The 21,748-nt window shown below is 70.5% G+C and carries 20 protein-coding genes; 8 read left to right on the forward strand and 12 right to left on the reverse strand.

Features of this window, described 5'->3' with window-relative positions; all coding sequences use genetic code 11:
- Window positions 1-3 precede the first annotated feature (3 nt).
- Window positions 4-1,074, forward strand: a complete 1,071-nt coding sequence (locus ASD35_RS06965; RefSeq protein ID WP_056874143.1) for a pirin family protein — start codon at window positions 4-6, stop codon at window positions 1,072-1,074.
- Window positions 1,075-1,096: 22 nt separating this feature from the next.
- Here ASD35_RS06965 and hutF read toward each other — a convergent pair whose 3' ends face one another.
- From hutF to hutC, 5 genes are all read right to left on the reverse strand, one after another.
- Complete coding sequence (gene hutF, locus ASD35_RS06970; RefSeq protein WP_056874144.1) at window positions 1,097-2,467, reverse strand: formimidoylglutamate deiminase; 1,371 nt, start codon at window positions 2,465-2,467, stop codon at window positions 1,097-1,099.
- A gap of 154 nt (window positions 2,468-2,621) precedes the next feature.
- Window positions 2,622-3,422, reverse strand: a complete 801-nt coding sequence (gene hutG, locus ASD35_RS06975) for an N-formylglutamate deformylase (protein ID WP_056874145.1) — start codon at window positions 3,420-3,422, stop codon at window positions 2,622-2,624.
- Entirely contained in the window at window positions 3,419-4,615 is a 1,197-nt protein-coding gene (gene hutI / locus ASD35_RS06980; protein ID WP_056874146.1) for an imidazolonepropionase, read from the reverse strand. The genes hutG and hutI overlap by 4 nt, the downstream gene beginning before the upstream one ends.
- A complete protein-coding gene (locus ASD35_RS06985; protein ID WP_056874147.1) occupies window positions 4,615-5,163 on the reverse strand; it encodes a HutD family protein in 549 nt (182 codons plus the stop codon). The genes hutI and ASD35_RS06985 overlap by 1 nt, the downstream gene beginning before the upstream one ends.
- Before the next feature lie 63 nt (window positions 5,164-5,226).
- A complete protein-coding gene (hutC, locus tag ASD35_RS06990; RefSeq protein WP_056874148.1) occupies window positions 5,227-5,946 on the reverse strand; it encodes a histidine utilization repressor in 720 nt (239 codons plus the stop codon).
- 65 nt (window positions 5,947-6,011) lie between these two features.
- Between hutC and hutU the strand changes: the two genes are divergently transcribed.
- Window positions 6,012-7,673, forward strand: coding sequence for a urocanate hydratase (gene hutU, locus ASD35_RS06995; protein ID WP_056874149.1), 1,662 nt, complete (start codon window positions 6,012-6,014; stop codon window positions 7,671-7,673).
- Window positions 7,670-9,175, forward strand: coding sequence for a histidine ammonia-lyase (gene hutH, locus ASD35_RS07000; protein WP_056874150.1), 1,506 nt, complete (start codon window positions 7,670-7,672; stop codon window positions 9,173-9,175). Before hutU ends, hutH begins: the two co-directional genes overlap by 4 nt.
- On the opposite strand, the gene ASD35_RS07005 is transcribed toward hutH, so the two are convergent.
- The 7 genes from ASD35_RS07005 to ASD35_RS07035 all read right to left on the reverse strand — a co-directional run bounded on the left by ASD35_RS07005 (window position 9,165) and on the right by ASD35_RS07035 (window position 16,538).
- Window positions 9,165-9,821 carry a hypothetical protein gene (locus ASD35_RS07005; protein WP_056874151.1) on the reverse strand — a complete coding sequence of 219 codons (657 nt, stop codon included), beginning with the start codon at window positions 9,819-9,821 and terminating at the stop codon, window positions 9,165-9,167. The genes hutH and ASD35_RS07005 overlap by 11 nt on opposite strands.
- Window positions 9,822-9,890: 69 nt before the next feature.
- Window positions 9,891-11,153: a cardiolipin synthase ClsB gene (gene clsB, locus ASD35_RS07010; protein WP_056874152.1), complete on the reverse strand. Its 1,263-nt coding sequence runs from the start codon at window positions 11,151-11,153 to the stop codon at window positions 9,891-9,893.
- Complete coding sequence (locus ASD35_RS07015; protein WP_056874153.1) at window positions 11,150-11,941, reverse strand: endonuclease/exonuclease/phosphatase family protein; 792 nt, start codon at window positions 11,939-11,941, stop codon at window positions 11,150-11,152. The genes clsB and ASD35_RS07015 overlap by 4 nt, the downstream gene beginning before the upstream one ends.
- The gene (gene nudB / locus ASD35_RS07020) at window positions 11,938-12,426 is read right to left on the reverse strand and encodes a dihydroneopterin triphosphate diphosphatase (RefSeq protein ID WP_056874154.1); all 489 of its coding nucleotides are present in this window, start codon (window positions 12,424-12,426) and stop codon (window positions 11,938-11,940) included. Before nudB ends, ASD35_RS07015 begins: the two co-directional genes overlap by 4 nt.
- Before the next feature lie 32 nt (window positions 12,427-12,458).
- Window positions 12,459-13,253: a CsgG/HfaB family protein gene (locus tag ASD35_RS07025; protein ID WP_056874155.1), complete on the reverse strand. Its 795-nt coding sequence runs from the start codon at window positions 13,251-13,253 to the stop codon at window positions 12,459-12,461.
- A 108-nt stretch (window positions 13,254-13,361) separates the two neighbouring features.
- Window positions 13,362-13,772 (reverse strand): PaaI family thioesterase, encoded by a 411-nt coding sequence (locus ASD35_RS07030; RefSeq protein WP_056874156.1) that lies wholly within the window; start codon window positions 13,770-13,772, stop codon window positions 13,362-13,364.
- Between the two features lie 84 nt (window positions 13,773-13,856).
- On the reverse strand, window positions 13,857-16,538 hold the full coding sequence (locus ASD35_RS07035; RefSeq protein ID WP_056874625.1) for a zinc-dependent metalloprotease: 2,682 nt from the start codon (window positions 16,536-16,538) through the stop codon (window positions 13,857-13,859).
- 123 nt (window positions 16,539-16,661) lie between these two features.
- Between ASD35_RS07035 and ASD35_RS07040 the strand changes: the two genes are divergently transcribed.
- Genes ASD35_RS07040 through mtgA form a run of 5 tightly spaced genes read left to right on the forward strand, consistent with a single transcriptional unit; the run spans window position 16,662 to window position 21,710 of the window.
- The gene (locus ASD35_RS07040; protein ID WP_056874157.1) at window positions 16,662-17,252 is read left to right on the forward strand and encodes a YqiA/YcfP family alpha/beta fold hydrolase; all 591 of its coding nucleotides are present in this window, start codon (window positions 16,662-16,664) and stop codon (window positions 17,250-17,252) included.
- A gap of 18 nt (window positions 17,253-17,270) precedes the next feature.
- A complete protein-coding gene (locus ASD35_RS07045) occupies window positions 17,271-19,310 on the forward strand; it encodes a ribonuclease catalytic domain-containing protein (protein WP_056874158.1) in 2,040 nt (679 codons plus the stop codon).
- A 2-nt stretch (window positions 19,311-19,312) separates the two neighbouring features.
- On the forward strand, window positions 19,313-20,167 hold the full coding sequence (locus ASD35_RS07050; RefSeq protein ID WP_056874159.1) for an energy transducer TonB: 855 nt from the start codon (window positions 19,313-19,315) through the stop codon (window positions 20,165-20,167).
- Window positions 20,164-20,991: a shikimate dehydrogenase gene (aroE, locus tag ASD35_RS07055; protein ID WP_056874160.1), complete on the forward strand. Its 828-nt coding sequence runs from the start codon at window positions 20,164-20,166 to the stop codon at window positions 20,989-20,991. The genes ASD35_RS07050 and aroE overlap by 4 nt, the downstream gene beginning before the upstream one ends.
- Window positions 20,991-21,710 carry a monofunctional biosynthetic peptidoglycan transglycosylase gene (gene mtgA, locus ASD35_RS07060; protein WP_056874161.1) on the forward strand — a complete coding sequence of 240 codons (720 nt, stop codon included), beginning with the start codon at window positions 20,991-20,993 and terminating at the stop codon, window positions 21,708-21,710. The genes aroE and mtgA overlap by 1 nt, the downstream gene beginning before the upstream one ends.
- Window positions 21,711-21,748 lie beyond the last annotated feature (38 nt).

Genomic DNA, 21,748 nt, shown 5'->3' on the forward strand with positions numbered 1-21,748 from the left:
CCCATGACTGCCGACGACTCTCGCCCTTCCTCCATCCTCGCCGTCCAGCCCCTGGGCATGCCCTGGGAGACGCTGGACCCGTTCCTGTTCTGCGTCCACCACGACGACGCCTACCCGCCGGGCAACGGCCGCCACGGGCCGGATGCGTCGCTGCTGTCGGGCCGGCAGATGGGCTCTGACTTCTCGGGAAAGGACGGCTGGAGCATGTACCACGGCCAGCAGGTGCCCGGCTTCCCGGCCCATCCGCACCGCGGCTTCGAGACCGTGACCATCGTGCGCCAGGGCCGTGTCGACCACGCCGACTCGCTCGGCGCCGGCGCGCGTTTCGGCGGCGGCGACGTGCAGTGGCTGACGGCCGGCAAGGGCATCGTCCACGCCGAGATGTTCCCGCTGCTGCGCACCGACCAGCCCAACCCGTTGGAGCTGTTCCAGATCTGGCTCAACCTGCCGGCGGACAGCAAGATGGTCGAACCGCACTTCACGATGTTCTGGTCGCAGGACATCCCGCGCCGCCGCTTCTTCGATGAAGCGGGGCACGCCACCGAGGTGGTGCTCATTGCCGGTGACCTGCCCGCCGCCACTCAGCCAGGTGGCGCCGGCAGGCCGCTGGCGCCGCCGCCCGACTCCTGGGCGTCACGGTCGCAATCGGACCTGGCCATTTGGACGCTGCGCATGGCGCCCGGCGCGCAATGGGTGCTGCCGGCGGCAGCGGGCGACGCCACGCGCCGCAAGCTTTATTTCTTCGCTGGCGCACAGCTCAAGGTCGACGGCCACGCGGTGCCCGCCGGCTCCGCCATCGAGGTGCGCGGCGGTGCCGCCGTCGCGCTGGTCAACGGTCCAGAACCCGCCGAGCTGCTGATGCTGCAAGGCCGCCCGATCGGCGAGCCGGTGGCCCAATACGGCCCCTTCGTCATGAACACCGAGCAGGAGTTGCGACAGGCGTTCGAGGACTACCGGCGCACGGAGTTCGGCGGCTGGCCCTGGCCCGATGCGGCGCCGGTCCACGGCGACGACGGGAGCCGATTCGCCCGGCATGCCGACGGCCGGATGGAACGGCACCCGGCCGAGGAATAGGCGGCCACGCCCGGCGGGCCGGTCAGCTGCCGTCGGGCTGCCACAGCTCGCGCATCGCCGCCTCGAAGGCGTCGCCCACGCGCTGCGGCGCGCGCCAGGGCCGCGCGCGGCCGGCCACCCAGACCGATTGCCACGGCGAGCCGTTGCTGCCGAAGACGACCGCGTCCAGCAGTGCCTCGTCGGGCAGGCCGCGCAGGCCGTCGGCCTCGCGGTTGAGCACCAGCGCGTCGGCGCGGGCGCCGGGCGTCAGGCCCCAGGCCGCAAAGCCGGCCGCGCGGGCACCGCCGGTGGCGGCCGCATCGAACAGGCGCGCCGCGCTGGACGGCTGCATGCCGGGCAACGATGCGATGTTGCGCTGGCGGCGCAGCAGCCGCTGGCCGTACTCCAGCCAGCGCAGCTCCTCCACCCAGCCCCGCGTGACCTGGCTGTCCGACCCCACTGTCAGCGGCACGCCGGCCGCGAGCCAGCGTGGCAGGTCGGCCAGGCCGTCGCCCAGGTTGGCCTCGGTGCCGGGGCAGATGACGATGCCGGCGCCGCTCGAAGCCACGGCCTCGATCTCGGCCGGCTCGGCGTGCGTGGCATGCACCAACTGCCAGCGCGGGTCGAGATGACCCTGCTCGGCCAACCATTGCAGCGGGCGCTTGCCGGTGGCCTGCAGGCAGTCGGCCACCTCGGTGGTTTGTTCGGCGATGTGGATGTGGATGGGCAGGTCCGCACCGCCGACCAGGCCCAGCAGCCGCGCGATGTCGGCCGCCGAGGCACCCCGCAGCGAATGCAGCGCCACGCCGGCATTGACGCGCGGCAGGCCCGCGGCCATGACGCGCTGGCAGGCCCGCCAGGCCCAATCCGCGTCGGCGGCGAAGCGGTGCTGGTCGGCGCGCAGGCCGTCTGCGCCGAAACCACTGCGCGTGTAGACCACCGGCAGCAGCGTCAGGCCGATGCCGACGTCCTCGGCCGCCGCGGCCAGCGCCCAGGCCATGTCGAGCTCGTCGTCGAAGTCCTGACCCTCCGCAGCATGGTGCAGGTAGTGGAACTCGCAGACCTGCGTGTAGCCGCCGCGCAGCAGCTCGGCATACAGCTGGCTGGCCACCGCGCGCAGCTGCTGCGGCGAGATGCGCAAGGCCAGCGCATACATGCGATCGCGCCAGCTCCAGAAGTCGTCCTGCCCGGCGTCGCGGCGCTCGGCCAGGCCCACGAAGGCGCGCTGGAAAGCGTGGCTGTGCGCGTTGACGAGGCTGGGGATCAGCGGGCCGGCCAGCTTCTCGGCCTCCGGCGGCAGTGCCGTGTTGACGGTGATCTCGGCCCAGTGGCCGGTCGCATCCACCGTCAGCAGCACGTCGCGCTGCCAGCGGCCGTCCACCCAGGCCAGCGGGGCGTGGAGTCGCTTCAGCATGGCAGCGCCGCCCGGCCGCCCGAAGGCGCTGGCGCGCCCCCGCGGGGGGCTGATCCCGCGCACGCACCGTCCAGTGGACGGCGTGTGGCTGGCGAAGAACCGGGCTGGCCCGGTGCGGCCTGCAAGGCGTCGAGCAAGGCGAGCGTGTGGGCTGTCACCCGTTGCATGCGAGCATCTCCGTCAACATCTGTTCGATCAGCGGTGCCACCTCGGCGGCCGCGGTTTCGTCGTAGGCGGTGCGCGGGTCCAGCGCTTCGTCCATGTAGCAGCGCTGGCACATCTCCAGTTGCACCGCATGCACGCCCTGCCCCGGCTGGCCGTAGTGGCGCGTGATGTAGCCGCCCTTGAAGCGCCCGTCGACGACATGGCTGAACTTCGTCTGCCCGGCCAGCAACGCGGCCAGCCGCTCGGTGATGGCAGGCGCGCAGGCCGCGCCGTCGGCGGTGCCGAGGTTCAGCGCCGGCAGCTCGCCCTCGAACAGCCAGGGCAGCTCGGAGCGGATGCTGTGGCCGTCGAACAGCAGCGCATGGCCGTGCTCGGTGCGCAGGCGCGCAAGCTCCGCCGCCAGCGCCGCGTGATAGGGCCGCCAGTAGGCCTCGCGGCGTGCGGCGACGGCCGCAGCATCGAGCTCGGCGCCGTCCAGGTAGAGCGGGTCGTCGGTGAAGAAGCGCGTCGGCACCAGGCCGGTGCCGCCCGCGGCGCCGGGGTAGAGCGGCTGGTCGTCGGGCGGCCGGTTGAGGTCGATGACGTAGCGGCTGTAGCGCGGCACGATGAGGCTGGCACCGAGCGCCTGGGCGATGGGCCGGTACAGCCGCTCCAGGTGCCAGTCGCTGTCCTCGCTGATCAGCGCACGCGGCACCAGGCGTTCGCCGATCTCCGGCGGGATCTCGGTGCCGACATGCGGCAGGCTGATCAGCAGCGGCACGCGGCCCTGCTGCAGTTGGAAAACGCTCATGCTCCTCCCCGGAGGCCTTGTTGGACCCGCTCTTTCAGCGGGTTATGACCGAAGCATGCTGCCAGCTCGCGCGGATGTTCGCCATCCCAGACGCAGAAATCGGCGCGCTGCCCTGCCACGAGCCGGCCGCGGTCCGCCAGGCCCAGCGCCCGCGCGCCGTTGACCGTCAGGCCGCGCAGCGCCTCCTCTGGCGTCAGCCGGAACAGCACGCAGGCCATGTTCAGCATCAGCAGCGGCGACAGCGTCGGCGAGCTGCCGGGGTTGTGGTCGGTGGCGATGGCGATGGGCACGCCGGCCTCGCGCAGCGCTGCAATCGGCGGCAGCTGGGTCTCGCGCAGCGCATAGAAGGCGCCCGGCAGCAGCACGGCGACGGTGCCGGCCTGCGCGAGCGCCTGCACGCCGGCCGGGCTGAGGTATTCGAGGTGGTCGCAGGACAGCGCGCGGTGCGCGGCCGCGAGCTGGGCGCCGCCCTGGTCGCTCAGCTGCTCGGCATGCAGCTTGACGGGCAGGCCCAGGCGCCGGGCCGCGTCGAACACGCGCGCGACCTGCGCCGGGCTGAAGGCGATGTGCTCGCAGAAGGCGTCGACCGCGTCCACCAGCCCCTGCTCGAACAGGTCGGGCAGCCACAGGCAGACGGCGGCGATGTAGTCGTCGGCATCGGCGAACTCGGGCGGCAGCGCATGGGCGGCGAGGTAGGTGGTGCGCACCGTCAGGCCCAGGCCTTGCAGCTGGCGCGCAACGCGCAGCATGCGCGCCTCGGTCGCGGCGTCCAGGCCGTAGCCCGACTTGACCTCCAGCGTCGTGACGCCCTCGGCCATCAGCGCCCGCGCGCGCTTGGTGGCCGCGGCCAGCAGCTCGGCCTCGCTGGCCGCGCGCGTGGCAGCCACGGTCGAGCGGATGCCACCGCCCGCCTTGGCGATGTCGGCGTAGCTGGCGCCATGCAGACGCTGCTCGAACTCATGGGCGCGGCTGCCGCCGTAGACAAGGTGAGTGTGGCAGTCGACGAGGCCGGGCGTGACCAGCGCACCGTCCAGCTCGATGAGCTCGGCAGCGGCGGCCTCAGGCGGCAATTCGGCCACGGGGCCGACCCAGCGCAGCGTGTCGCCGTCCACCAGCAAGGCGCCGTCGTCGATCAGCCCCCAGCCGCTGTCGCCGGCCAGCGTGCACAGCCGGCCGCCGTGCCACAACTGCATCACTCACCACTCCAGGTCAGCCACCAGGCATGGCTGCCGGTGACGTCGGGGCCGGTGAAGACGCAGCTCTGCACGGCCGGCGCCTCGCACCAGGCCAGTGTCAGCGGCGCCAGCGGCATGGCGCGGTGGCCGTGTTCCAGCAGGCCGCCTTCGACGGTGAACAGGCCCACCCAAGGCGTGCGCGGCAGCAACACATGGCTGGCCGATTGGACATCCAGGTTGCCGCGCCGCTCCATCACGTTGAAGACCTCGGTCTCGCCCTTGATGAGCTCCGCCGCGGGGGCCAGGCCGCCGTCGAAGCGCAGCGGCTCGTCGCCCAGGCTTTGCGGCCAGTCGAACAGCCGCAGGCCGGCGCCGCCGATGACGGCCAGCCAGCGGTGCACGCCGGGGAAGGCCGAGAAGGGCCCGTCGCGCTCGACACGGGCGACGCTGATGCGCAATGCCCAATCATGCGCATGCGGCCAGGCGAGCAACTCGCGGGTGGTGCCGCCCTGGTTCTTCCAGGCCTGCGGCTCGACGTCGGCCGCGCTGACCCTGCTCCAACTCATGTTCTTGTCCTTACGCCTCGCTCCGGGTAGCTGCGCATTCTCCGCAGCTCCAGGCGACGAAGCTCATGCCGAGAAGCTCCCTTGCAATTGGTAACGTACTCCGGGGTGGGTCAGCTTGACGCTGGTGACGGCGACCCCGCGGCTGTAGGTGATGCGCTTGACCACCAGGCAGGGGTCGCGCCGGTTGATGCCCAGCAGCTTGGCCTCCACCTCGCCCGGCAGCGCCGCCTCGATCATGTAGCGCGCCTCGGACAGCGGCGCAACGTCGAGCAGGTAATGCGTCGGCGTGATGCGGGTGAAGTCCTGCGACAGATAGTCCGGCGCGCAGGCCGGGTTGACGGCGCGCTCCTCGCACTGGATGACGACGCCGTTCTCCAGGTGCGTGATGAGGCTGAGGAACACCGGCGCGCCGCGCTTGAGGCCCAGCTCGGCCGCCTGCTGGGGCGTGGCCTTCCCGCGGGTCAGCGCGTGCACGCGGGCCTCGTGCGTGCCGCCGCGCTCGACGATCTCCTCGTGCACGTCGCGCACGTTCAGCGTCGACGAGATGCGGTGCAGCTGGGCGACGAAGCTGCCGACCCCCTGCACCCGCTCGATCAGTCCCTCCTGCACCAGCTCGCGCAGCGCCCGGTTGACCGTCATACGGCTGACCTCGAACTGGGTCACGAGGGCACCCTCGCTGGGCAGCAGGTCGCCAGCCACCCAGTGGCCGCTGGAGATGCCTTCCCGCAGATGGTTCTTGACCTTGAGGTACTGCGGTTCTGGACTGGTGGCGGCTCTGGACATGCGGCCATCCTAGTTGACTTGACTTGTATAGACAACTAGAGTCCGCCCCACTTTCAGGAGATGCCATGACCGCCCTGCCCCGCCCTGTGAAGGCCCCCACCGGCACGCAGCTCAGCTGCAAGAGCTGGCTGACCGAGGCGGCCTACCGCATGCTGCAGAACAACCTCGACCCGGCCGTGGCCGAGAACCCGGACGCGCTGGTCGTCTACGGCGGCATCGGCAAGGCCGCGCGCAACTGGGACGCCTTCGACGCCATCCTCGAGGCGCTGCGACAACTGGAGGACGACGAGACGCTGCTGATCCAGTCCGGCAAACCGGTGGGCGTGTTCCGCACGCATGCCGATGCGCCGCGGGTGCTGCTCGCCAACTCCAACCTCGTGCCGGCCTGGGCGACCTGGGAGCACTTCCACGAACTGGACCGCAAGGGCCTGATGATGTACGGCCAGATGACCGCAGGCAGCTGGATCTACATCGGCAGCCAGGGCATCGTGCAGGGCACGTACGAGACCTTCGTCGAGGCGGCCCGGCAGCACTACGGCGGTGTGGCCAAGGGCAAGTGGGTGTTGACGGCCGGCCTGGGCGGCATGGGCGGCGCGCAGCCGCTGGCGGCCACCTTCGCGGGCTTCTGCTCGCTGAACATCGAATGCCAGCAGTCGCGCATCGACTTCCGGCTGAAGACCCGCTACGTGGACGAGCAGGCACGCGACCTGGACGACGCCTTGGCCCGCATCCACGCCCACACGGCCGCTGGCCGCGCGGTGTCCGTCGCGCTGCTGGGCAATGCGGCCGAGGTGCTGCCGGAGCTGGTCAGGCGGGGCGTCAAGCCCGACCTGGTCACCGACCAGACCAGCGCCCACGACCTCATCCACGGCTACTGCCCACCGGGCTGGAGCGTCGAGCAGTGGAAGGCTGCGGCCGCCGAGCCGGCGCGCCATGCCGAACTGAAATCCGCTGCCGCCGCCGGCTGTGCCGTGCACGTGCAGGCCATGCTGGCCTTCAAGGCGAACGGCATCCCGACCGTCGACTACGGCAACAACATCCGCCAGGTCGCCAAGGACCAGGGCGTGGCCAACGCCTTCGACTTCCCCGGCTTCGTGCCCGCCTACGTGAGGCCGCTGTTCTGTGAGGGCAAGGGCCCGTTCCGCTGGGTGGCACTGTCGGGCGACGCCGAGGACATCCGCAAGACCGACGCCAAGCTCAAGGAGCTGTTCCCCAGGCACGAGGCCCTGCACCGCTGGCTGGACATGGCCGCCGAGCGCATCGCCTTCCAGGGCCTGCCGGCACGCATCTGCTGGCTGGGCCTGGGCGAGCGCCACATCGCCGGCCTGGCCTTCAACGAAATGGTCAGGACCGGCGAGCTGAAGGCCCCAATAGTCATCGGCCGCGACCACCTGGACAGCGGCTCGGTCGCCAGCCCCAACCGCGAGACCGAGGGCATGAAGGACGGCTCGGACGCCGTGTCCGACTGGCCGCTGCTGAACGCGCTGCTCAACACCGCCGGCGGCGCGACCTGGGTCAGCCTGCACCATGGCGGCGGCGTCGGCATGGGCTATTCGCAGCACTCGGGTGTCGTCATCGTCTGCGACGGCACGGACGCTGCCGCGAAGCGCATCGAGCGGGTGCTGTGGAACGACCCTGGCACCGGCGTCATGCGCCATGCCGATGCGGGCTATGAATCGGCCGTCGCCTGCGCCCAGAAGAACGAACTGAACCTGCCCTCGCTATGAAACTCATCCCCGGACAACTCACGCTCGCCCAACTCGCCGACATCGCAGCCAGCCGCGCCGCACTGCAGCTCGACGACTGGGCGCCGGTCGACCAGAGCGCCGCGCTGGTCGCGGCGGCGGCCGCGGGCGACGCGCCCGTCTACGGCGTCAACACCGGCTTCGGCAAGCTGGCCAGCACCCGGATCGCGAAAGACCAGCTCGCGCAGCTGCAGCTCAACCTGATCCGCAGTCACTCGGTGGGCGTGGGCGCGCCGATGTCACCCGAGGTGGTGCGGCTGATGCTGGCCACGAAGGCCGGCAGCCTGGCGCGTGGCTTCTCGGGCGTGCGGCGGGCCGTGATCACGGCATTGCTGGACGCCTTCAACGCCGGCTTCATCCCTTATGTGCCGGCGCAGGGCTCGGTCGGCGCGAGCGGCGACCTCGCGCCGCTGGCCCACCTGACGCTCGCGCTGATGGGCGAAGGCGAAGCCCTGGTGGCGGGCCAACGCGTGCCGGCGCGCGACGAGCTGGCGCGCCTGGGCCTGCAGCCGCTGACGCTGGCCGCCAAGGAAGGGCTGGCGCTGATCAACGGCACGCAGGCCAGCACGGCACTGGCGCTGCATGCGCTGCTGCGCTTCGAAGGCCTGTTCGCGACGGCGCTGGCAAGCGGCGCGATGACGCTGGATGCGGCGCGCGGCAGCGACGGCCCTTTCGATGCGCGCATTCACGCCGTTCGTGGCCAGCCAGGGCAGATGGAGGTGGCCGGCGTCTACCGCGAGCTGCTCGCCGGCAGCGCCATCCGCGCCAGCCATCGCGAGGGTGATGAGCGCGTGCAGGACCCGTATTGCCTGCGCTGCCAGCCGCAGGTCATGGGCGCCTGCCTGGACCAGGCGCGACATGCGGCCCAGGTGCTGGTGCGCGAGGCCAACGCGGTGACCGACAACCCGCTGGTGTTCGACGACGTGATGATCAGCGGCGGCAACTTCCACGCCGAGCCGGTGGCGTTCGCGGCGGACAACCTGGCGCTAGCCATTGCCGAAGTCGGCGCCATCGCCGAGCGCCGCATCGCGATGCTGATCGACCCGGGCATCTCGCGCCTGCCGCCGTTCCTGACTGCCGACGCCGGCCTGCACAGCGGCTTCATGATCGCCCACGTGACCGCGGCCGCGCTGGCCAGCGAGAACAAGAGCCTGGCCCACCCGGCCAGCGTCGACAGCCTGCCGACCAGCGCCAACCAGGAGGACCATGTCTCCATGGCCACCTTCGCCGGTCGCCGCCTGCACGCGATGCTGGACAACACCGCGCACATCATCGCCATCGAGATGCTGGCCGCGGCGCAGGGCATCGACTTCCTGCGGCCGCTGCAGAGCTCCGCGCCGGTCGAGGCCTTGCACACACGACTGCGCGCCGACTGCGCCAGCAGCCCGGCGGACCACTACCTGGCGCCCGACATCGAGCGGGCTGCGGCGCTGGTGCAGGCCGGCGTGCTGCAGCCTCCGCACGCACCGCGCTTCAATGGCTAGGCACACATCTCAACGCGTTGCGCCTCCTGCGCTGCAGGGTTCCAGCGATGACCATGAAGCCCGAGGCATACAGCCACCCGGCCGGCGGCGCGGGAACAGCGGACGCAACGAAGTTGTCCAGGTAGGTGTTGTTCGCGTCAGCGGTCGTGGACGCCAGCACGTAGGCGATCGGGGTGCTGGCTGAAACGACCGTCGTTCGCGCAACGACGCCACGCGGCAGGAAAGCGGTCGTGGCCGTAGCCAGCAGCTCACCAGCGCCGCTGAACGCGCGCAGCAAACCCTGGGTTTGCGGATCGCCGAGGACATCGCAGCATCCGATGAAGTCGATCGCCACCGCATGGATCGTGACGCCGAAGTCGGCCCGCAGGACGCCGCTGCCGTAGTTGAAGAGCGGCCCTTCGCCCAAGGCCGAAGCGGCACCGAACACGCGGGAGCCCGTGCTCGCCGTGCCGCCATAGGTGCCGGACGAGATGATCTCGAAGTCCGGCCTCTCCGCGCCGTCGAACATGGCCAGCGACAGCGTCACGCCCGGCGCAGCATGCGTCAGCGCCGCCCTCAACGGGTAGTCGTCCGGTTCGACACGGACGTCGGCTGCGGCCGCGGCGCAGAACGCGAGTGCGGCGATCCCCAAGGCAAGTTGCTTCATGACATCGGAGTCTGAGCGCGGGCGCGCATGGCGCCCACCCTGCGGGATAGGGGTGGGCAGCGCGAAGACTCAGTACCGCCCCGCCGCCCCGGCGATGCGCAGGAACACATAGGCGAACCAGGCGATCACCGCCCGGTGCAGCAAAGCGCGCAGCCCGGTGGTGCGGCGTTCGCTGATGCGCTCGGACTGCGCCAGCGCCGCCTCCACCTCGGCGGCCAGTTCCCTGGCGAAGGGCCGGTCCAGCACGATGACGTTGGCCTCCAGGTTGAGCAGCAGCGACAGCGGATCGATGTTGGAGCTGCCGACCGTGGCCCAGTGGTCGTCGATGACGGCGACCTTGGCATGCAGGAAGGCCGGGGTGTATTCGTAGATCTCGATGCCGTGCGCCAGCAGGTCGGCGTACAAGGCCTCGGCGGCCCAGCCCGCGATGCGGTAGTCGAGCTTGCCTTGCAGCAGCAGGCGCACACGCACGCCGCGGTCGGCGGCGGCACGCAGGGCCTCGCGGATGCGCTGGCCGGGATAGAAGTACGGGCAGATGATGTCGACGCTGTGGCGCGCGCCGCGGATGGCGTCGGCGTAGGCGTGCTCGATGGTGCGGCGCCGGCGTAGGTTGTCGCGCAACACGAACGCGGCGCACACGGGCGGCAGCCGCGCCAGCGGCTCGGGCAGGCGCTGCGGCCCCCGCCAGAGCTGCGTGACCCACAGGCTGAAGCGGCGGCGCAGGGGCACGTAGTCGATCAGCGCGTCGTCGAAGTCGCGCCCGAGCCAGGCACGCGACCAGATGGCGCGCACGCTTTGCGCGACCGTGTCGACCAATCCGCCGCGCACTTGCACCGCGAAGTCGAGCCGGGGCAGTTCGCTGCCGCCGTGGCGCATGTCGAAGCGGTCGTCGATGATGTTGATGCCGCCGACGAAGGCGACCTCACTGTCCACCACGCAGAGCTTCTGGTGCAGGCGGCGCAACTGCCCGGGCTGCAACCAGTGCCACCAGCGGTCCATCGGCCGGAACACCGCGAACGCGACACCGCTGCCGGCGAACCGCTTGCGCAACGCCGCCACGCTGAGGTTGCTCCCGAAGCCGTCCACCACCACCCGCACCCGAACGCCGCGCCGGTCGGCGGCGATCAGGGTGTCGGCCAGCGCCATGGAGGTGGCGTCGTTGTGGAAGATGTAGGTGGCGAGCCAGACCTCGCGGCGCGCCTGGGCGATGGCCGCTTGCATCGCGGGAAAGAGCTGGTCGCCGCCGCGCAGCAGGTCCACCTCGTTGCCGCCGACGAAGCCGGCGTCGGCGGCGTGATGCGCCCGCCGCCGCCGCGACCCCAGGCGCCTCATTCGAGGGCCAGCTCCACGACCAGTGGCAGGTGATCGGACATGCGCGCCCAGCTGGGCCCCCGGGGCACCTGCACGCCGGTGCAGCGCAGGCCGCGCACGTAGACGCGGTCCAGCGTGAACACCGGCAGTCGCGAAGGGAAGGTCGCCGCGCGCGTGCGCCCGGTCGACGGCGCCGCGCGCTTGAGGCCGTGGGCGCGCATGGGCACGTCCAGCCGCTCACCCCAGTCGTTGTAGTCGCCTGCGACGAGCACGGGCGCATTCGGCGGCACGTGCTCGCGCACGAAGGCGGCCAGGCGCTCGACCTGCCGCACGCGGCTCGAATGGATCAGGCCGAAATGCGCGACGACCGCATGCACTTCCACGCCCTTCCAGCGCACGGGCACGTGCAGCAGGCCGCGCTGCTCGAAGGAATGGTCGGAGACGTCGTGGTGGCCGATGTCGCCGATGGGCCAGCGGGACAGCAGCGCGTTGCCGTGCTCGCCGTAGCGCGTTTTGGCGTTGGTGCGGTAGGCCACCTCGTAGCCCTCGGGCGCCAGGAACTCGGCCTGGCCCTTCTCCGGCCAGCCGAACGAGGTGTGGTCGAAGTAGGCCGCTTCCCCGTGGTGGAAGAGACGCACCTCCTGCATGCAGACGATGTCGGCGTCCAGCGACGCGACGCCCGTCTGCAGGTTGTGGATCTCCAGGCGCTTGGCCGGCCCCAGGCCGCGCACGCCCTTGTGGATGTTGTAGGTGGCGACCCGCAGCACATCGCCGGGGGCATGGGGGGTGGGTCGGGCGACTGATCTCATGGCGTCATGGCGGCGACGAACCGCGGCAGCTGCAGGACCGCCTCGGCATTGGAGGGCGAGAAACAGCGATCCGCCGCCTCGTGCCAGGGCAACCAGAGCCACGATAGATGCTCGCGCGGGGCGAGCGTCGGCGTCAATGCCGACGGCAGTTGTAGGCCAAAGACGTGTTCGGTGTTGCGTGTGACGCCCGGCGCATAACGGTGCCGCCAGTGGGGATAGATGTCGTAGACGTTGGCGAGCTGCCAGTCGTGCAGCACGGTGCCCAGGGCAGTGACGTCGAAGCCGGTTTCCTCCAGCACCTCGCGCCGTGCGGTCTCGGCCAGCGGCTCGTCAGGGTGGTCCTTGGAGCCGGTGACGCTCTGCCAGTAGCCGGGGTGGTCGGCCCGCTCCAGCAACAGCACCTGCAGGTCGGCCGTGTGGATGACGACCAGGACCGACTCGGGAATCTTGTGTGGCCGCTCGGCCGCGCGGGTCTCGGACAACATGCGGCCAGCATAGCGCTGGCGCAGCGCAGGGTTCAGGTCTTGCCGCGTGTGGCCACCGCCGGCGGCAGTTCCTTGGCCTGCAGCTCGCGCACCTGCGCGACGAGCTGGTTGTGGGCGTCCATGAAGGCCGCGGCGATGACCTTGCCTTCGTTGGAGTTGCTCCAGCCCGCGCCCGCCGCGCCGCCGAGCTTGCCCAGCATCGCGCCGCTGATGCCCATGTCCGCCACCTCCACCGAGCCGGTGGCCGCGGCGATCTGCTCGGTGGTCTCGTTGTCGGTCAGCAGCAGCGCCGCCTGAGCCTGCTTGAGCTTGACATGCTCGGCCGCGCCGACGAGCTTGTTCAGGTAGGGAATGGCCTGCAGGATGCCGCCGATCTGGCGGCCGGCGTCCTGCTCGCTGAAGGTGAGGCTGGGGGTCAGGCTGTACTGCGCCTCGTAGCCCTTGCCCTTGCTCACCGTGTTGCCCTGCTGGCGCAGGATGCCGGCGTCCTTCAGCTCCTGCTCGCGCACCGTGGCCTTCAGACCGGCGGCGCGGTCGACGACGCGGAAGCACCCGCTCTGCTGGGCCAGCAGGCGCACCAGCGGCACGGGGCTGGAGGGCAGCTGGTAGCTGCTGGAATAGCTGTAGCCGTTGGGGTTCTCGACCAGCGCCAGTGTCGCCACCGGGGCGCTGCACTTGACCAGTTCCTTGCTCGCGTTGTTGGCCCCGGCCGGCCCGGCCGATCCGGTGACGACCGAGCCGCCTTCGCCCAGCGAGGTCGACGACTTGCCACAGCCGGCCAGCAGCAGGGCGGTGAAGGGAAGGACAAGCAGCAGGCGGGCGTTCATCGGCGGTGGACCTCGGGCGAAATGACGCGGCAGTCTGCCTCAGCGCCAGGCACAGCCGGCCCTAGAACGTGGGAGGGCATCGCGCGCCTCCCTCGTCCGCGGGGGGGCCTATTTGGCGTACAGGACCATTTGCGTGCAGCGGAACAGCGCCAGCGTCTTGCCGCTGCCCTGGTGCGTGACGACGGCATCCCAGACCTGGGTCGTGCGGCCCAGGTGCACAGCCTTGGCCACGCAGGCGACGGTGCCGTCGCGAGCGGTGCCGAGGTGGTTGGACTTCAGCTCGATGGTCGTGAAGCCGACCGCGCCCTCGGGCAGGTTGGCCACGCAGCCGTAACCGGCGCAGGTGTCGGCCAGCGTGACGATGCTGCCGGCATGCAGGAAGCCGTTGGGCGCCATCAGCTCGGGCCGCACCGGCAGTTCGGCATGGACTTCGCCGCCCTCCACCCGCGTGACCTCTATGCCGAGATAGCCGGGCAGGTGCTTGGCACCGAACTGGTTGAAGTGCGCGCTGTCGGGCATGAGGCCTCCTCGTGAAGGCGGCCATCCTAGTGACAACGAAAAAGGCCGGCATGGCGGCCGGCCTTGTGCGTCGGTGCGGCCCGATCAGGTGCGCGTCATCGTCGCCTTCAGCATGCCGTTGAGCAGGTCCAGCGATTCGGCCAGATGCGCCCGCGTTTCGACCGACAGCCCCGGTTTGCTGGATGCCGTGCGCAGGTCGTTGGCCAGCTGGCTGGCGTGGTAGCGGGCCATCGAGAAGGCGTCGGCGTACACCGTCGCTCCGTTGGCCGAGCGGTTCAGCTGGGCTTGCAGGCGCTTGAGGTACTCGCGCTGCAGGCTGCGGCGCATGCGGTCGATCTCGGCGCCGGTCTTGAGCTCGCTGAAGATGGCCTGCTGCAGCGTGCCGTAGACCTCGCTGAGCGAGACGGCGCCCTTGCGCTGGCTGTCGGACAGATAGCTGCTCTGCTCGATCAGGCGGCGGGCGGTGTTGGGCGACATCAGGCGGTCCAGCACGCGGCCCTGCAGCGCGCTGACGCTGTCGGGGATGGACAGCGGCAGGCCGCGCTCCCATTCGTTGTAGTCCACTGTCTGGGTCGCCAGGAACTCGGGACTGAACTTGAACGCGTTGCTCGACAACAGGCCGCCGGCGATGAAGCGCAGGGCCTCGCGCTGCTGCGCCGCGTCGACGGGCTTGAAGGCGGTGGCGGGCGTCACCCCGGGCACGACGCGCTCGGCATACATGCCGCCGACGTACTTGCTGACGTTGTTGGCCGTCATGCCCAGCTGCCGGAACGACTCGAACACCGAGCGGCGGGCGCGCAGCGGGTCTTCACCGGGCTGCGGCTTGCGGGCCTGCACGCGCTCCCACAGCTCCTGGCTGAGCTTGAGGCGCTTCCTGGCGTAGGCCAGCGGGTCGTCGCCGAGGTCGCGCTGGTTGGTGCGCGGGTCGAAGCCGTCGTAGGGGCCGCCGACGCCCTGGTCGAAGTCGTCGCCGTAGGCCAGCTGCGGCTCGGTCGAACGGGCGGCAATGCGGCCGAGCTCGGCGGACTCCTGCTCGGCCGGGATGGGCTTGTAGGCGTACTCGATGGCCCAGTAGTCGTAGGCGCCCAGCGTCGTGTTGGTCAGGCTGGCCCTGGGCTCGCCCTTGAGCGGCAGGTTGTAGGCGTTGTAGTCCATCACCGAGTTGGAGATGCCATGCGCCTCGGTGAACGCCTTGTCCCGGAGCTGGGCCTGCGTGATGGTGGTGGACGAGCGGAAGTTGTGCTTGAGGCCCAGCGTGTGGCCGACCTCATGCATGACGACGTCCTTGACGACCGCCTGGGCCAGGGCCTCGGCCTCGGGGCCGTCCATGTCCAGGCCGTCCCGCAGGGCCAGCAGGTCCAGCGCGAAGCCGAACTCGGTGGCCTGGTCGGCCATGTAGGTGCACAGCTGCTCGGACAGCGCCACGCGGCTGCGCTCGCCCATCCAGCTGCTGCCGTGGTCGTGGCCTTCGTGGGCCGCGAGGTCGTCCGCCAGGCGGCGCGAGCCGCGGCCGAAGACGTCGCTCATGCCGATGTCGGCGTCGAGGATCTCGCCGGTGCGCGGGTCCTTGTTGCTCGGGCCGATGGCGAAGCCCACGTCGGAACCGGTGAACCAGCGGATGGACGCATGCGTCGAGTCCATGTTGTCCCAGTCGGCGTCGTCAGGCTGCTGCTTGGCCTGCACGGCATCCTTGAAGCCGATCTTCTCGAACGCCTTGTTCCATTCCACGATGCCGGCCTTGACCGCCTCGCGGTACTTGGCGGGGATGTTCTTGTCCATCCAGTAGACGATGGGCTGCACCGGCTCCGACAGGGCGGCGTTCGGGTCCTTCTTCTCCAGGCGCCAGCGCGCCACCATGTGCACGCGCGGGTTGGCCTTCACGTCGTTGCCCAGGTCGCTGTAGCTCTCCATGAAATGACCCAGGCGTGGGTCGGCGCGGCGCACGGCGGCCGGCGTCTCCGGCAGCGCGCGGAAGTTGTAGACGAAGCTGAAGAACATCGAGCGCGGGTCGGGCGTGGCCTGCGGCGGCGTGGGCATGGGCACCGGCAGCGGCGTCAGCGGCGGCGCCGGGATGCGCTGCGTGGCGAAGTGCACGCGAGAAGTCAGCGTCGACAGCTGCGCGTCGGCGCGGGTCGACTCGATGTAGGAGTTGGCGCGATCGGGCGCGTAAGGCAGGCGGAAGGCGGCCTCCAGGCGCGTCGAGTAGCCGGGGATGTCGCCCAGCAGCAGGTTGCTGGCATCGACCAGCACGGACTTGCGGTCCGGGTGCTCGGCGCTGGCCGCCGGCGCGCCGGCGATCAGGCTGGGCGAGAAGGACTGCTCCATGGCCAGCTTGCTGCTGGCGGTGTCGGTGCGGAACTTGGTGTTCAGCGCGATCAGCTGGATCTGGTTGCCGACGCGGCGCCACTCGGCCAGATCGTCGCCCAGCATCTGGCTGGCGTACAGGCCGCGCTCGCCAATAGAGTTGGCGACGTTGACGCTGAACAGGAAGGGCTTGTTGAAGGCTTCCTTCGGGATCTCGATCCAGGTCTTCTCGTCCTTGCGCCAGATGGGGAACAGGCCGGGCTGCTCCTTGGCGCCCTTGATCACTTCCGCAAAGGGCTTGGGCGCCGTCGGGTCGGCCGGCGGGCGGGCCGCGGGCATGCCCGGGGCGGACGCAGCGCCAGCGGGCGCGGATGCGGCGCCGTTGGGGGCCGGCGGGGTCTGAGCTTGCGCAGCGACGGACAGGACAAGCAGCGTGGCCGAGGCCAGGGCTGTGCGGGACATCGGGATCATGAGGGTGTGTCCGAAGGAAACGAAAAAAACGCACTTTGGCGGCCGGCGACACTCGCGTCAATCCGCTGAGCCCCCCGTCGCGGGCGCACAAAACTTCACATCAAAACTTCCGTCATGGATCTCACACATCTGCTGTATCTGCATGGCTTCCGCTCCTCGCCTGGCTCGGCCAAGGCGCAGCGGATGGCGGCCTGGGCGGCGGGCCAGCCGGGGCTGACCTTCGCCTGCCCGCAGCTGCCGCCGTCGCCGCTGGACGCCATGGCGCTGGTGCACCGCCTCGTCGCCGGCTGGCCGGCCGAAGGCGCCGCCGTCATCGGCAGTTCGCTCGGCGGCTTCTATGCCACGGCGCTGGCCGAGCAACCCGCCCACCGCGGCTGGCGGGTCGCGGTGCTGAACCCGGCCGTGGACCCGGCGCGCGACCTGGCGCGCCACATCGGCACGCTGACCGCCTGGCACGACCCGACGCTGAAGTTCGACTTCACCGCCCAGCACGTCGCCGAACTGGCGGCGCTGACGCCGCCGGCCCGGCTGACCCGCCCGCTGCGCTACTACGCGCTGATCGCCAAGGGCGACGAGCTGCTGGACTGGCGCGAGATGCTGGCCCGCTACGCCGGCTGCGACGGCGAGGTGGTGGAAGGCAGCGACCATGGCCTCACCGACTTCGAAGCCCACCTGCCGGGTTTGCTCAGGCACCTCCAAGGCTGAGGCGACAATCGCCCTCCTATGTTTGCGCTGTTTGATGACGCCGGGAAATTCCATGCCGGCCGGGTGATGTCGGAGGCCGATGCCTCGCTGCAGGTGGAGCTGGACTCCGGCAAGCGAGTCAAGGTCAAGTCGGCCAATGTGTTGATGAAGTTCGAGCAGCCGGCGCCCGCCGCGCTGCTGGCGGACGCCCGGGCGCTGGCCGACGACATCGACCTGGACCTGGCCTGGGAGTTCGCCCCGGAGGGCGAATTCGGCTTCGCCGACCTGGCACGGGACTATTTCGACGCCAAGGCCGGCGTCGTGCAACAGGCGGCGGCGCTGCTGCGCCTGTACGACGCGCCGCACTACTTCCGCCGCGCCGGCAAGGGCCAGTTCAAGAAGGCGCCCGAGGAGACGGTCAAGGCCGCCCTGCTGGGCATCGAGCGCAAGCGCCAGCAGCAGCTGCAGATCGAGGCCTGGGCGGAGCAGCTGGTCCAGGGCAGCTGCCCCCAGCCCATCCAGGACCAGATCTACAAGATCCTCTTCAAGCCGGACAAGAACGGGCCGGAGTACAAGGCCGTCGTCGAGGCCGCCAGGCGTTCGCACAAGGCGCCGCTGGACCTGCTGCAGGGCGCGGGCGCCATCACCAGCGCCTATCAGTTCCACTGGAAGCGCTTCCTGTTCGAGAACTTCCCCAAGGGCGTGGGCTTCCCTCAGCTCACCGCGCCGGAGATCAAGGATGAGCTGGCATTGAGCCCGGCGCAGGCCTTCTCCATCGACGATTCGCAGACCACCGAGATCGACGACGCGCTGTCGGTGCAGGGGCTGGGCTCGGGCACGGTCACCTTCGGCGTGCACATCGCCGCACCCGGCCTGGCCATCGCGCCGGACTCGCCCGTCGACAAGGTCGCCCGCGAGCGGCTGTCCACCGTCTACATGCCGGGCTGGAAGCTGACCATGCTGCCCGACGACGTCGTGCAGGCCTACACGCTGATCGAAGGGCGCGACTGCCCGGCCGTGTCCATCTACTTCACGATGGACGAGGCGACGTTCGAGATCAAGGCGAAGGAAACCCGGCTGGAGCGCGTGCACATCGCCGCCAACCTGCGCCACGACAAGCTGGACGGCATCGTCACCGACGCGACGCTGTCTGGCGACGCGCCGGCCGACTACGCCTTCGCGCCCGAGCTCGCCTTCACTTGGCGGCTTGCCAAGCATCTCAAGGCGCAGCGTGAGGTGGTGCGCGGCAAGCCGGAGAACTTCAACCGGCCGGACTACAACTTCCGCCTGGCCGGTGAACGCAGCGAGCCGCCCAACGGCACGGAGTCCGTCGAGATCGGCGTGCGCGCCCGCGGCAGCTCGCTGGACCTCATCGTCGCCGAGGCCATGATCCTGGCCAACTCCGCCTGGGGCGGCTGGCTGGCGGAGCTGGGCCTGCCCGGCATCTACCGCAGCCAGGCGAGCCTGGCGCCCGGCATCAAGGTGCGCATGGGCACCAAGGCCCTGCCGCACGCCGGCATGGGCGTGGCGCAATACACCTGGGCCACGTCGCCGCTGCGCCGCTATGTGGACCTGGTCAACCAGTGGCAGATCATTGCCTGCGCCCGCCACGGCCGCACCGCCGCGCTGGCCGCGCCGTTCAAGCCCAAGGATGCGCAGCTCTTCTCCATCATCTCGGGCTTCGAGTCCGCCTACGCCGCCTACAACGGTTTCCAGAATGCGATCGAGCGCTTCTGGACGCTGCGCTGGCTGCAGCAGAACGGCCTTGCGGATCACGGCGAGCTGACGGCGACCGTCATGAAGGAAGGGCTGGTGCGCGCCGACGACCTGCCGCTGGTCTTCAAGGCGCTGGGCTGCGAAAGCCTGCCGCGCGGCAGCCACGTGAAGGTGCGCATCACCGGCCTGGATGAGATGACGCTGGACGTGCATGCGACGCTGGTCGAGCGGCTGGATGAGGTGGCGGTGGCCGACGAGGCCGAGGGCGAAGACGAAGACCTGTCGGCTGCGGCGCCGATTGCGCTGGCCATCGACCTGAACGACAGCTCAGGCGAGCCCGAGGCCGCACCCGCCGCCACCTGACGATGCGCCGCCTGAGCACCTTGCAGATCGCGCTGGCGACTTCGCTTGGCGTGCATGCCGCATTGCTCAGCCTGCGCATCGCCGCGCCGGAGGCCTTCAACCGCATCTTCCAGGACACGCCGCTGGAGGTGGTGCTCGTCAACACGCGCTCCAGCGAAGCGCCCGTCAAGGCTGCGGCACTGGCCCAGGCCAACCTGGCCGGCGGCGGCAACACCGAGACGGGCCGCGCCACCTCGCCGCTGCCCCCTGCCCGGCGCAACGAGACCGGCGACGCGGCCGAGGCCCAGCACACCCAGATCACGGAGTTGCAGGAGCAGCAACAGCAACTATTGACTCAGGTGCGCCGTGAACTGGCCCTGCTGCCGCCGCCCGACCCGCGCCGCGAGAAGACCGACGCCGCCGAGCGCGCACTGGCGGAGAAGCGCCGCCAGCTCGTCGACCTGCTGGCCGAGATCGAGAAACGCGTCAACGAGGAGAGCGCCCGGCCGCGCAAACGCTACGTCAGCCCCGCCACGCGCGAGGTCGTCTATGCGCAGTACTACGACGCGCTGCGCCGCCGCATCGAGGAGCGCGGCACGCGCGACTTCCCGCAGGCGCGCGGCCGCAAGCTCTATGGCGAGTTGACGATGAACATCCACATCGACCACAAGGGCCGTGTCATCGAGACCGAGGTCGTGGCCTCCAGCGGCAACCCGGCGCTGGACAAACGCGCCATCGCCATCGTGCAGGCCGCCTCGCCCTTCGGCAACTTCAGCAGCGACATGCTGCGCGGTGCCGAGGTGCTGGTGATCACCTCGCGCTTCAAGTTCACTCGCGACGAGGGGCTGGAGACAACTTTGACAGGGCAGCAGCCATGAGTGATTCCTATGCGGTGGTCGGCAACCCGGTCGAGCACAGCCGCTCGCCGGCCATCCATGTGATGTTCGCGGCGCAGACCGGGCAGCAGTTGACGTATGAGCGGCTGCTGGCCCCGCTGGACGGCTTCGAGGCCACGCTGCGCGCCTTCGCCGCCGCGGGCGGCAAGGGCTGCAACGTCACCGTGCCGTTCAAGTTCGACGCCTTCGCGCTGGCGGCCGTGCGCACCGAGCGCGCGCGCCTCGGCGGCGCAGTCAACACGCTGCGCTTCGACGCCGACGGCTGGACGGGCGACAACACCGACGGCGCCGGCCTGGTGAACGACATCCAGCGCAACGCCGGCCGCACGCTGGCCGGCCTGCAGGTGTTGCTGGTCGGCGCGGGCGGCGCGGCGGCGGGCGTGCTGGGCAGCTTGATCGCGGCCGCGCCGGCGCGCATCACCGTCGTCAACCGCACGGTGGACAAGGCGCAGGCGCTGGTCGCCGGCCACGCCCACCTCGGCGTGCCGCTCCACGCCGCGACGCTCGCGGACGCACCGGCGGAACAGGACATCCTCATCAACGCCACCAGCACCAGCCTGGCTGGCGCCGCCTCACCCGTCGATGCGCGCGTGCTGGCCCGCGGCGCGCTGGCGCTGGACATGATGTACGGCCCCAAGGCGCAGGGCTTCCTGGACTGGGCCGCCGCCCATGGCGCCGAGCCGCGCGATGGCCTGGGCATGCTCGTCGAGCAGGCGGCGGAGGCCTTCTTCTTCTGGCGCGGCGTGCGGCCGGAGACCGCGCCGGTGCTGAAGACGATGCGCAGCGAACTCGGGGAAGCACTGTGATGCTGCGCCACATCGGCCGCCTCGTCGCCGTGCTGGCGCTGGCGGTGCTGTGCCTGCAGCTCTGGTTCGCCGGCCGCATCGCGCTGATGAACTGGATCGCACCGCAGTCCACCAGCTTCCAGCGCAGCGAGGCGCTGCGGCTGATGAAGGAGAAGCAACAGGTGCCCTGGGCGCAAGCCTGGGTGGACGATGCGCAGCTGCCTAGGACGCTCAAGCGCGCCGTCATCGCCAGCGAGGACGACGGCTTTGCCGAGCATGGCGGCGTGGACTGGGACGCGCTCAAGGGGGCCTGGCACAAGAACGAGAAGGCCCAGGCCCGCGCCGAGGCGCGCAAGGCCAAGGCGCCGCCCAAGGTCATCGGCGGCTCGACAATCACGCAGCAGCTGGCCAAGAACCTGTTCCTGTCCGGCGAGCGCACGCTGCTGCGCAAGGGGCAGGAGCTCATCATCACGCTGATGCTCGAAGGCTTGCTGAGCAAGCAGCGCATCCTGGAGATCTACCTGAACAGCGTCGAATGGGGCGAAGGACTGTTCGGCGCCCAGGCCGCAGCGCGCCACTACTTCCACATGGACGCCGCCCGCCTGGGCAGCTTCGAGGCGGCCCGGCTGGCGGTGATGCTGCCGGCGCCCAAGCGCTTCGAGCGCCAGCCAGGCTCCGCCTACGTCATCAACCGGGCCGGGCTCATCGTCGGCCGCATGAACAGCGCCCAGGTGCCATGAGCGCCGTGCCGGGCCGTTCCAAGCAAGCTCGCTCCCCC

This window comes from Pelomonas sp. Root1444 (assembly GCF_001426885.1).
In the GTDB taxonomy this organism is placed as follows: domain Bacteria; phylum Pseudomonadota; class Gammaproteobacteria; order Burkholderiales; family Burkholderiaceae_C; genus Pelomonas.

Bases quoted from the DNA above. Each gene is read 5' to 3' on its own strand.
- ASD35_RS07045 (WP_056874158.1), top strand. From the start codon at position 17,271: ATGTTTGCGCTGTTTGATGACGCCGGGAAATTCCATGCCGGCCGGGTG.
- ASD35_RS07050 (WP_056874159.1), top strand. From the start codon at position 19,313: ATGCGCCGCCTGAGCACCTTGCAGATCGCGCTGGCGACTTCGCTTGGC.
- ASD35_RS07025 (WP_056874155.1), bottom strand. From the start codon at position 13,253: ATGAACGCCCGCCTGCTGCTTGTCCTTCCCTTCACCGCCCTGCTGCTG.
- hutI (WP_056874146.1), bottom strand. From the start codon at position 4,615: ATGCAGTTGTGGCACGGCGGCCGGCTGTGCACGCTGGCCGGCGACAGC.
- hutU (WP_056874149.1), top strand. From the start codon at position 6,012: ATGACCGCCCTGCCCCGCCCTGTGAAGGCCCCCACCGGCACGCAGCTC.
- hutF (WP_056874144.1), bottom strand. From the start codon at position 2,467: ATGCTGAAGCGACTCCACGCCCCGCTGGCCTGGGTGGACGGCCGCTGG.
- hutH (WP_056874150.1), top strand. From the start codon at position 7,670: ATGAAACTCATCCCCGGACAACTCACGCTCGCCCAACTCGCCGACATC.
- ASD35_RS07040 (WP_056874157.1), top strand. From the start codon at position 16,662: ATGGATCTCACACATCTGCTGTATCTGCATGGCTTCCGCTCCTCGCCT.
- nudB (WP_056874154.1), bottom strand. From the start codon at position 12,426: ATGTTGTCCGAGACCCGCGCGGCCGAGCGGCCACACAAGATTCCCGAG.
- hutG (WP_056874145.1), bottom strand. From the start codon at position 3,422: ATGAGCGTTTTCCAACTGCAGCAGGGCCGCGTGCCGCTGCTGATCAGC.
- ASD35_RS07005 (WP_056874151.1), bottom strand. From the start codon at position 9,821: ATGAAGCAACTTGCCTTGGGGATCGCCGCACTCGCGTTCTGCGCCGCG.
- ASD35_RS07015 (WP_056874153.1), bottom strand. From the start codon at position 11,941: ATGAGATCAGTCGCCCGACCCACCCCCCATGCCCCCGGCGATGTGCTG.
- aroE (WP_056874160.1), top strand. From the start codon at position 20,164: ATGAGTGATTCCTATGCGGTGGTCGGCAACCCGGTCGAGCACAGCCGC.
- hutC (WP_056874148.1), bottom strand. From the start codon at position 5,946: ATGTCCAGAGCCGCCACCAGTCCAGAACCGCAGTACCTCAAGGTCAAG.
- clsB (WP_056874152.1), bottom strand. From the start codon at position 11,153: ATGAGGCGCCTGGGGTCGCGGCGGCGGCGGGCGCATCACGCCGCCGAC.
- ASD35_RS07035 (WP_056874625.1), bottom strand. From the start codon at position 16,538: ATGTCCCGCACAGCCCTGGCCTCGGCCACGCTGCTTGTCCTGTCCGTC.
- ASD35_RS06985 (WP_056874147.1), bottom strand. From the start codon at position 5,163: ATGAGTTGGAGCAGGGTCAGCGCGGCCGACGTCGAGCCGCAGGCCTGG.
- mtgA (WP_056874161.1), top strand. From the start codon at position 20,991: ATGCTGCGCCACATCGGCCGCCTCGTCGCCGTGCTGGCGCTGGCGGTG.
- ASD35_RS07030 (WP_056874156.1), bottom strand. From the start codon at position 13,772: ATGCCCGACAGCGCGCACTTCAACCAGTTCGGTGCCAAGCACCTGCCC.
- ASD35_RS06965 (WP_056874143.1), top strand. From the start codon at position 4: ATGACTGCCGACGACTCTCGCCCTTCCTCCATCCTCGCCGTCCAGCCC.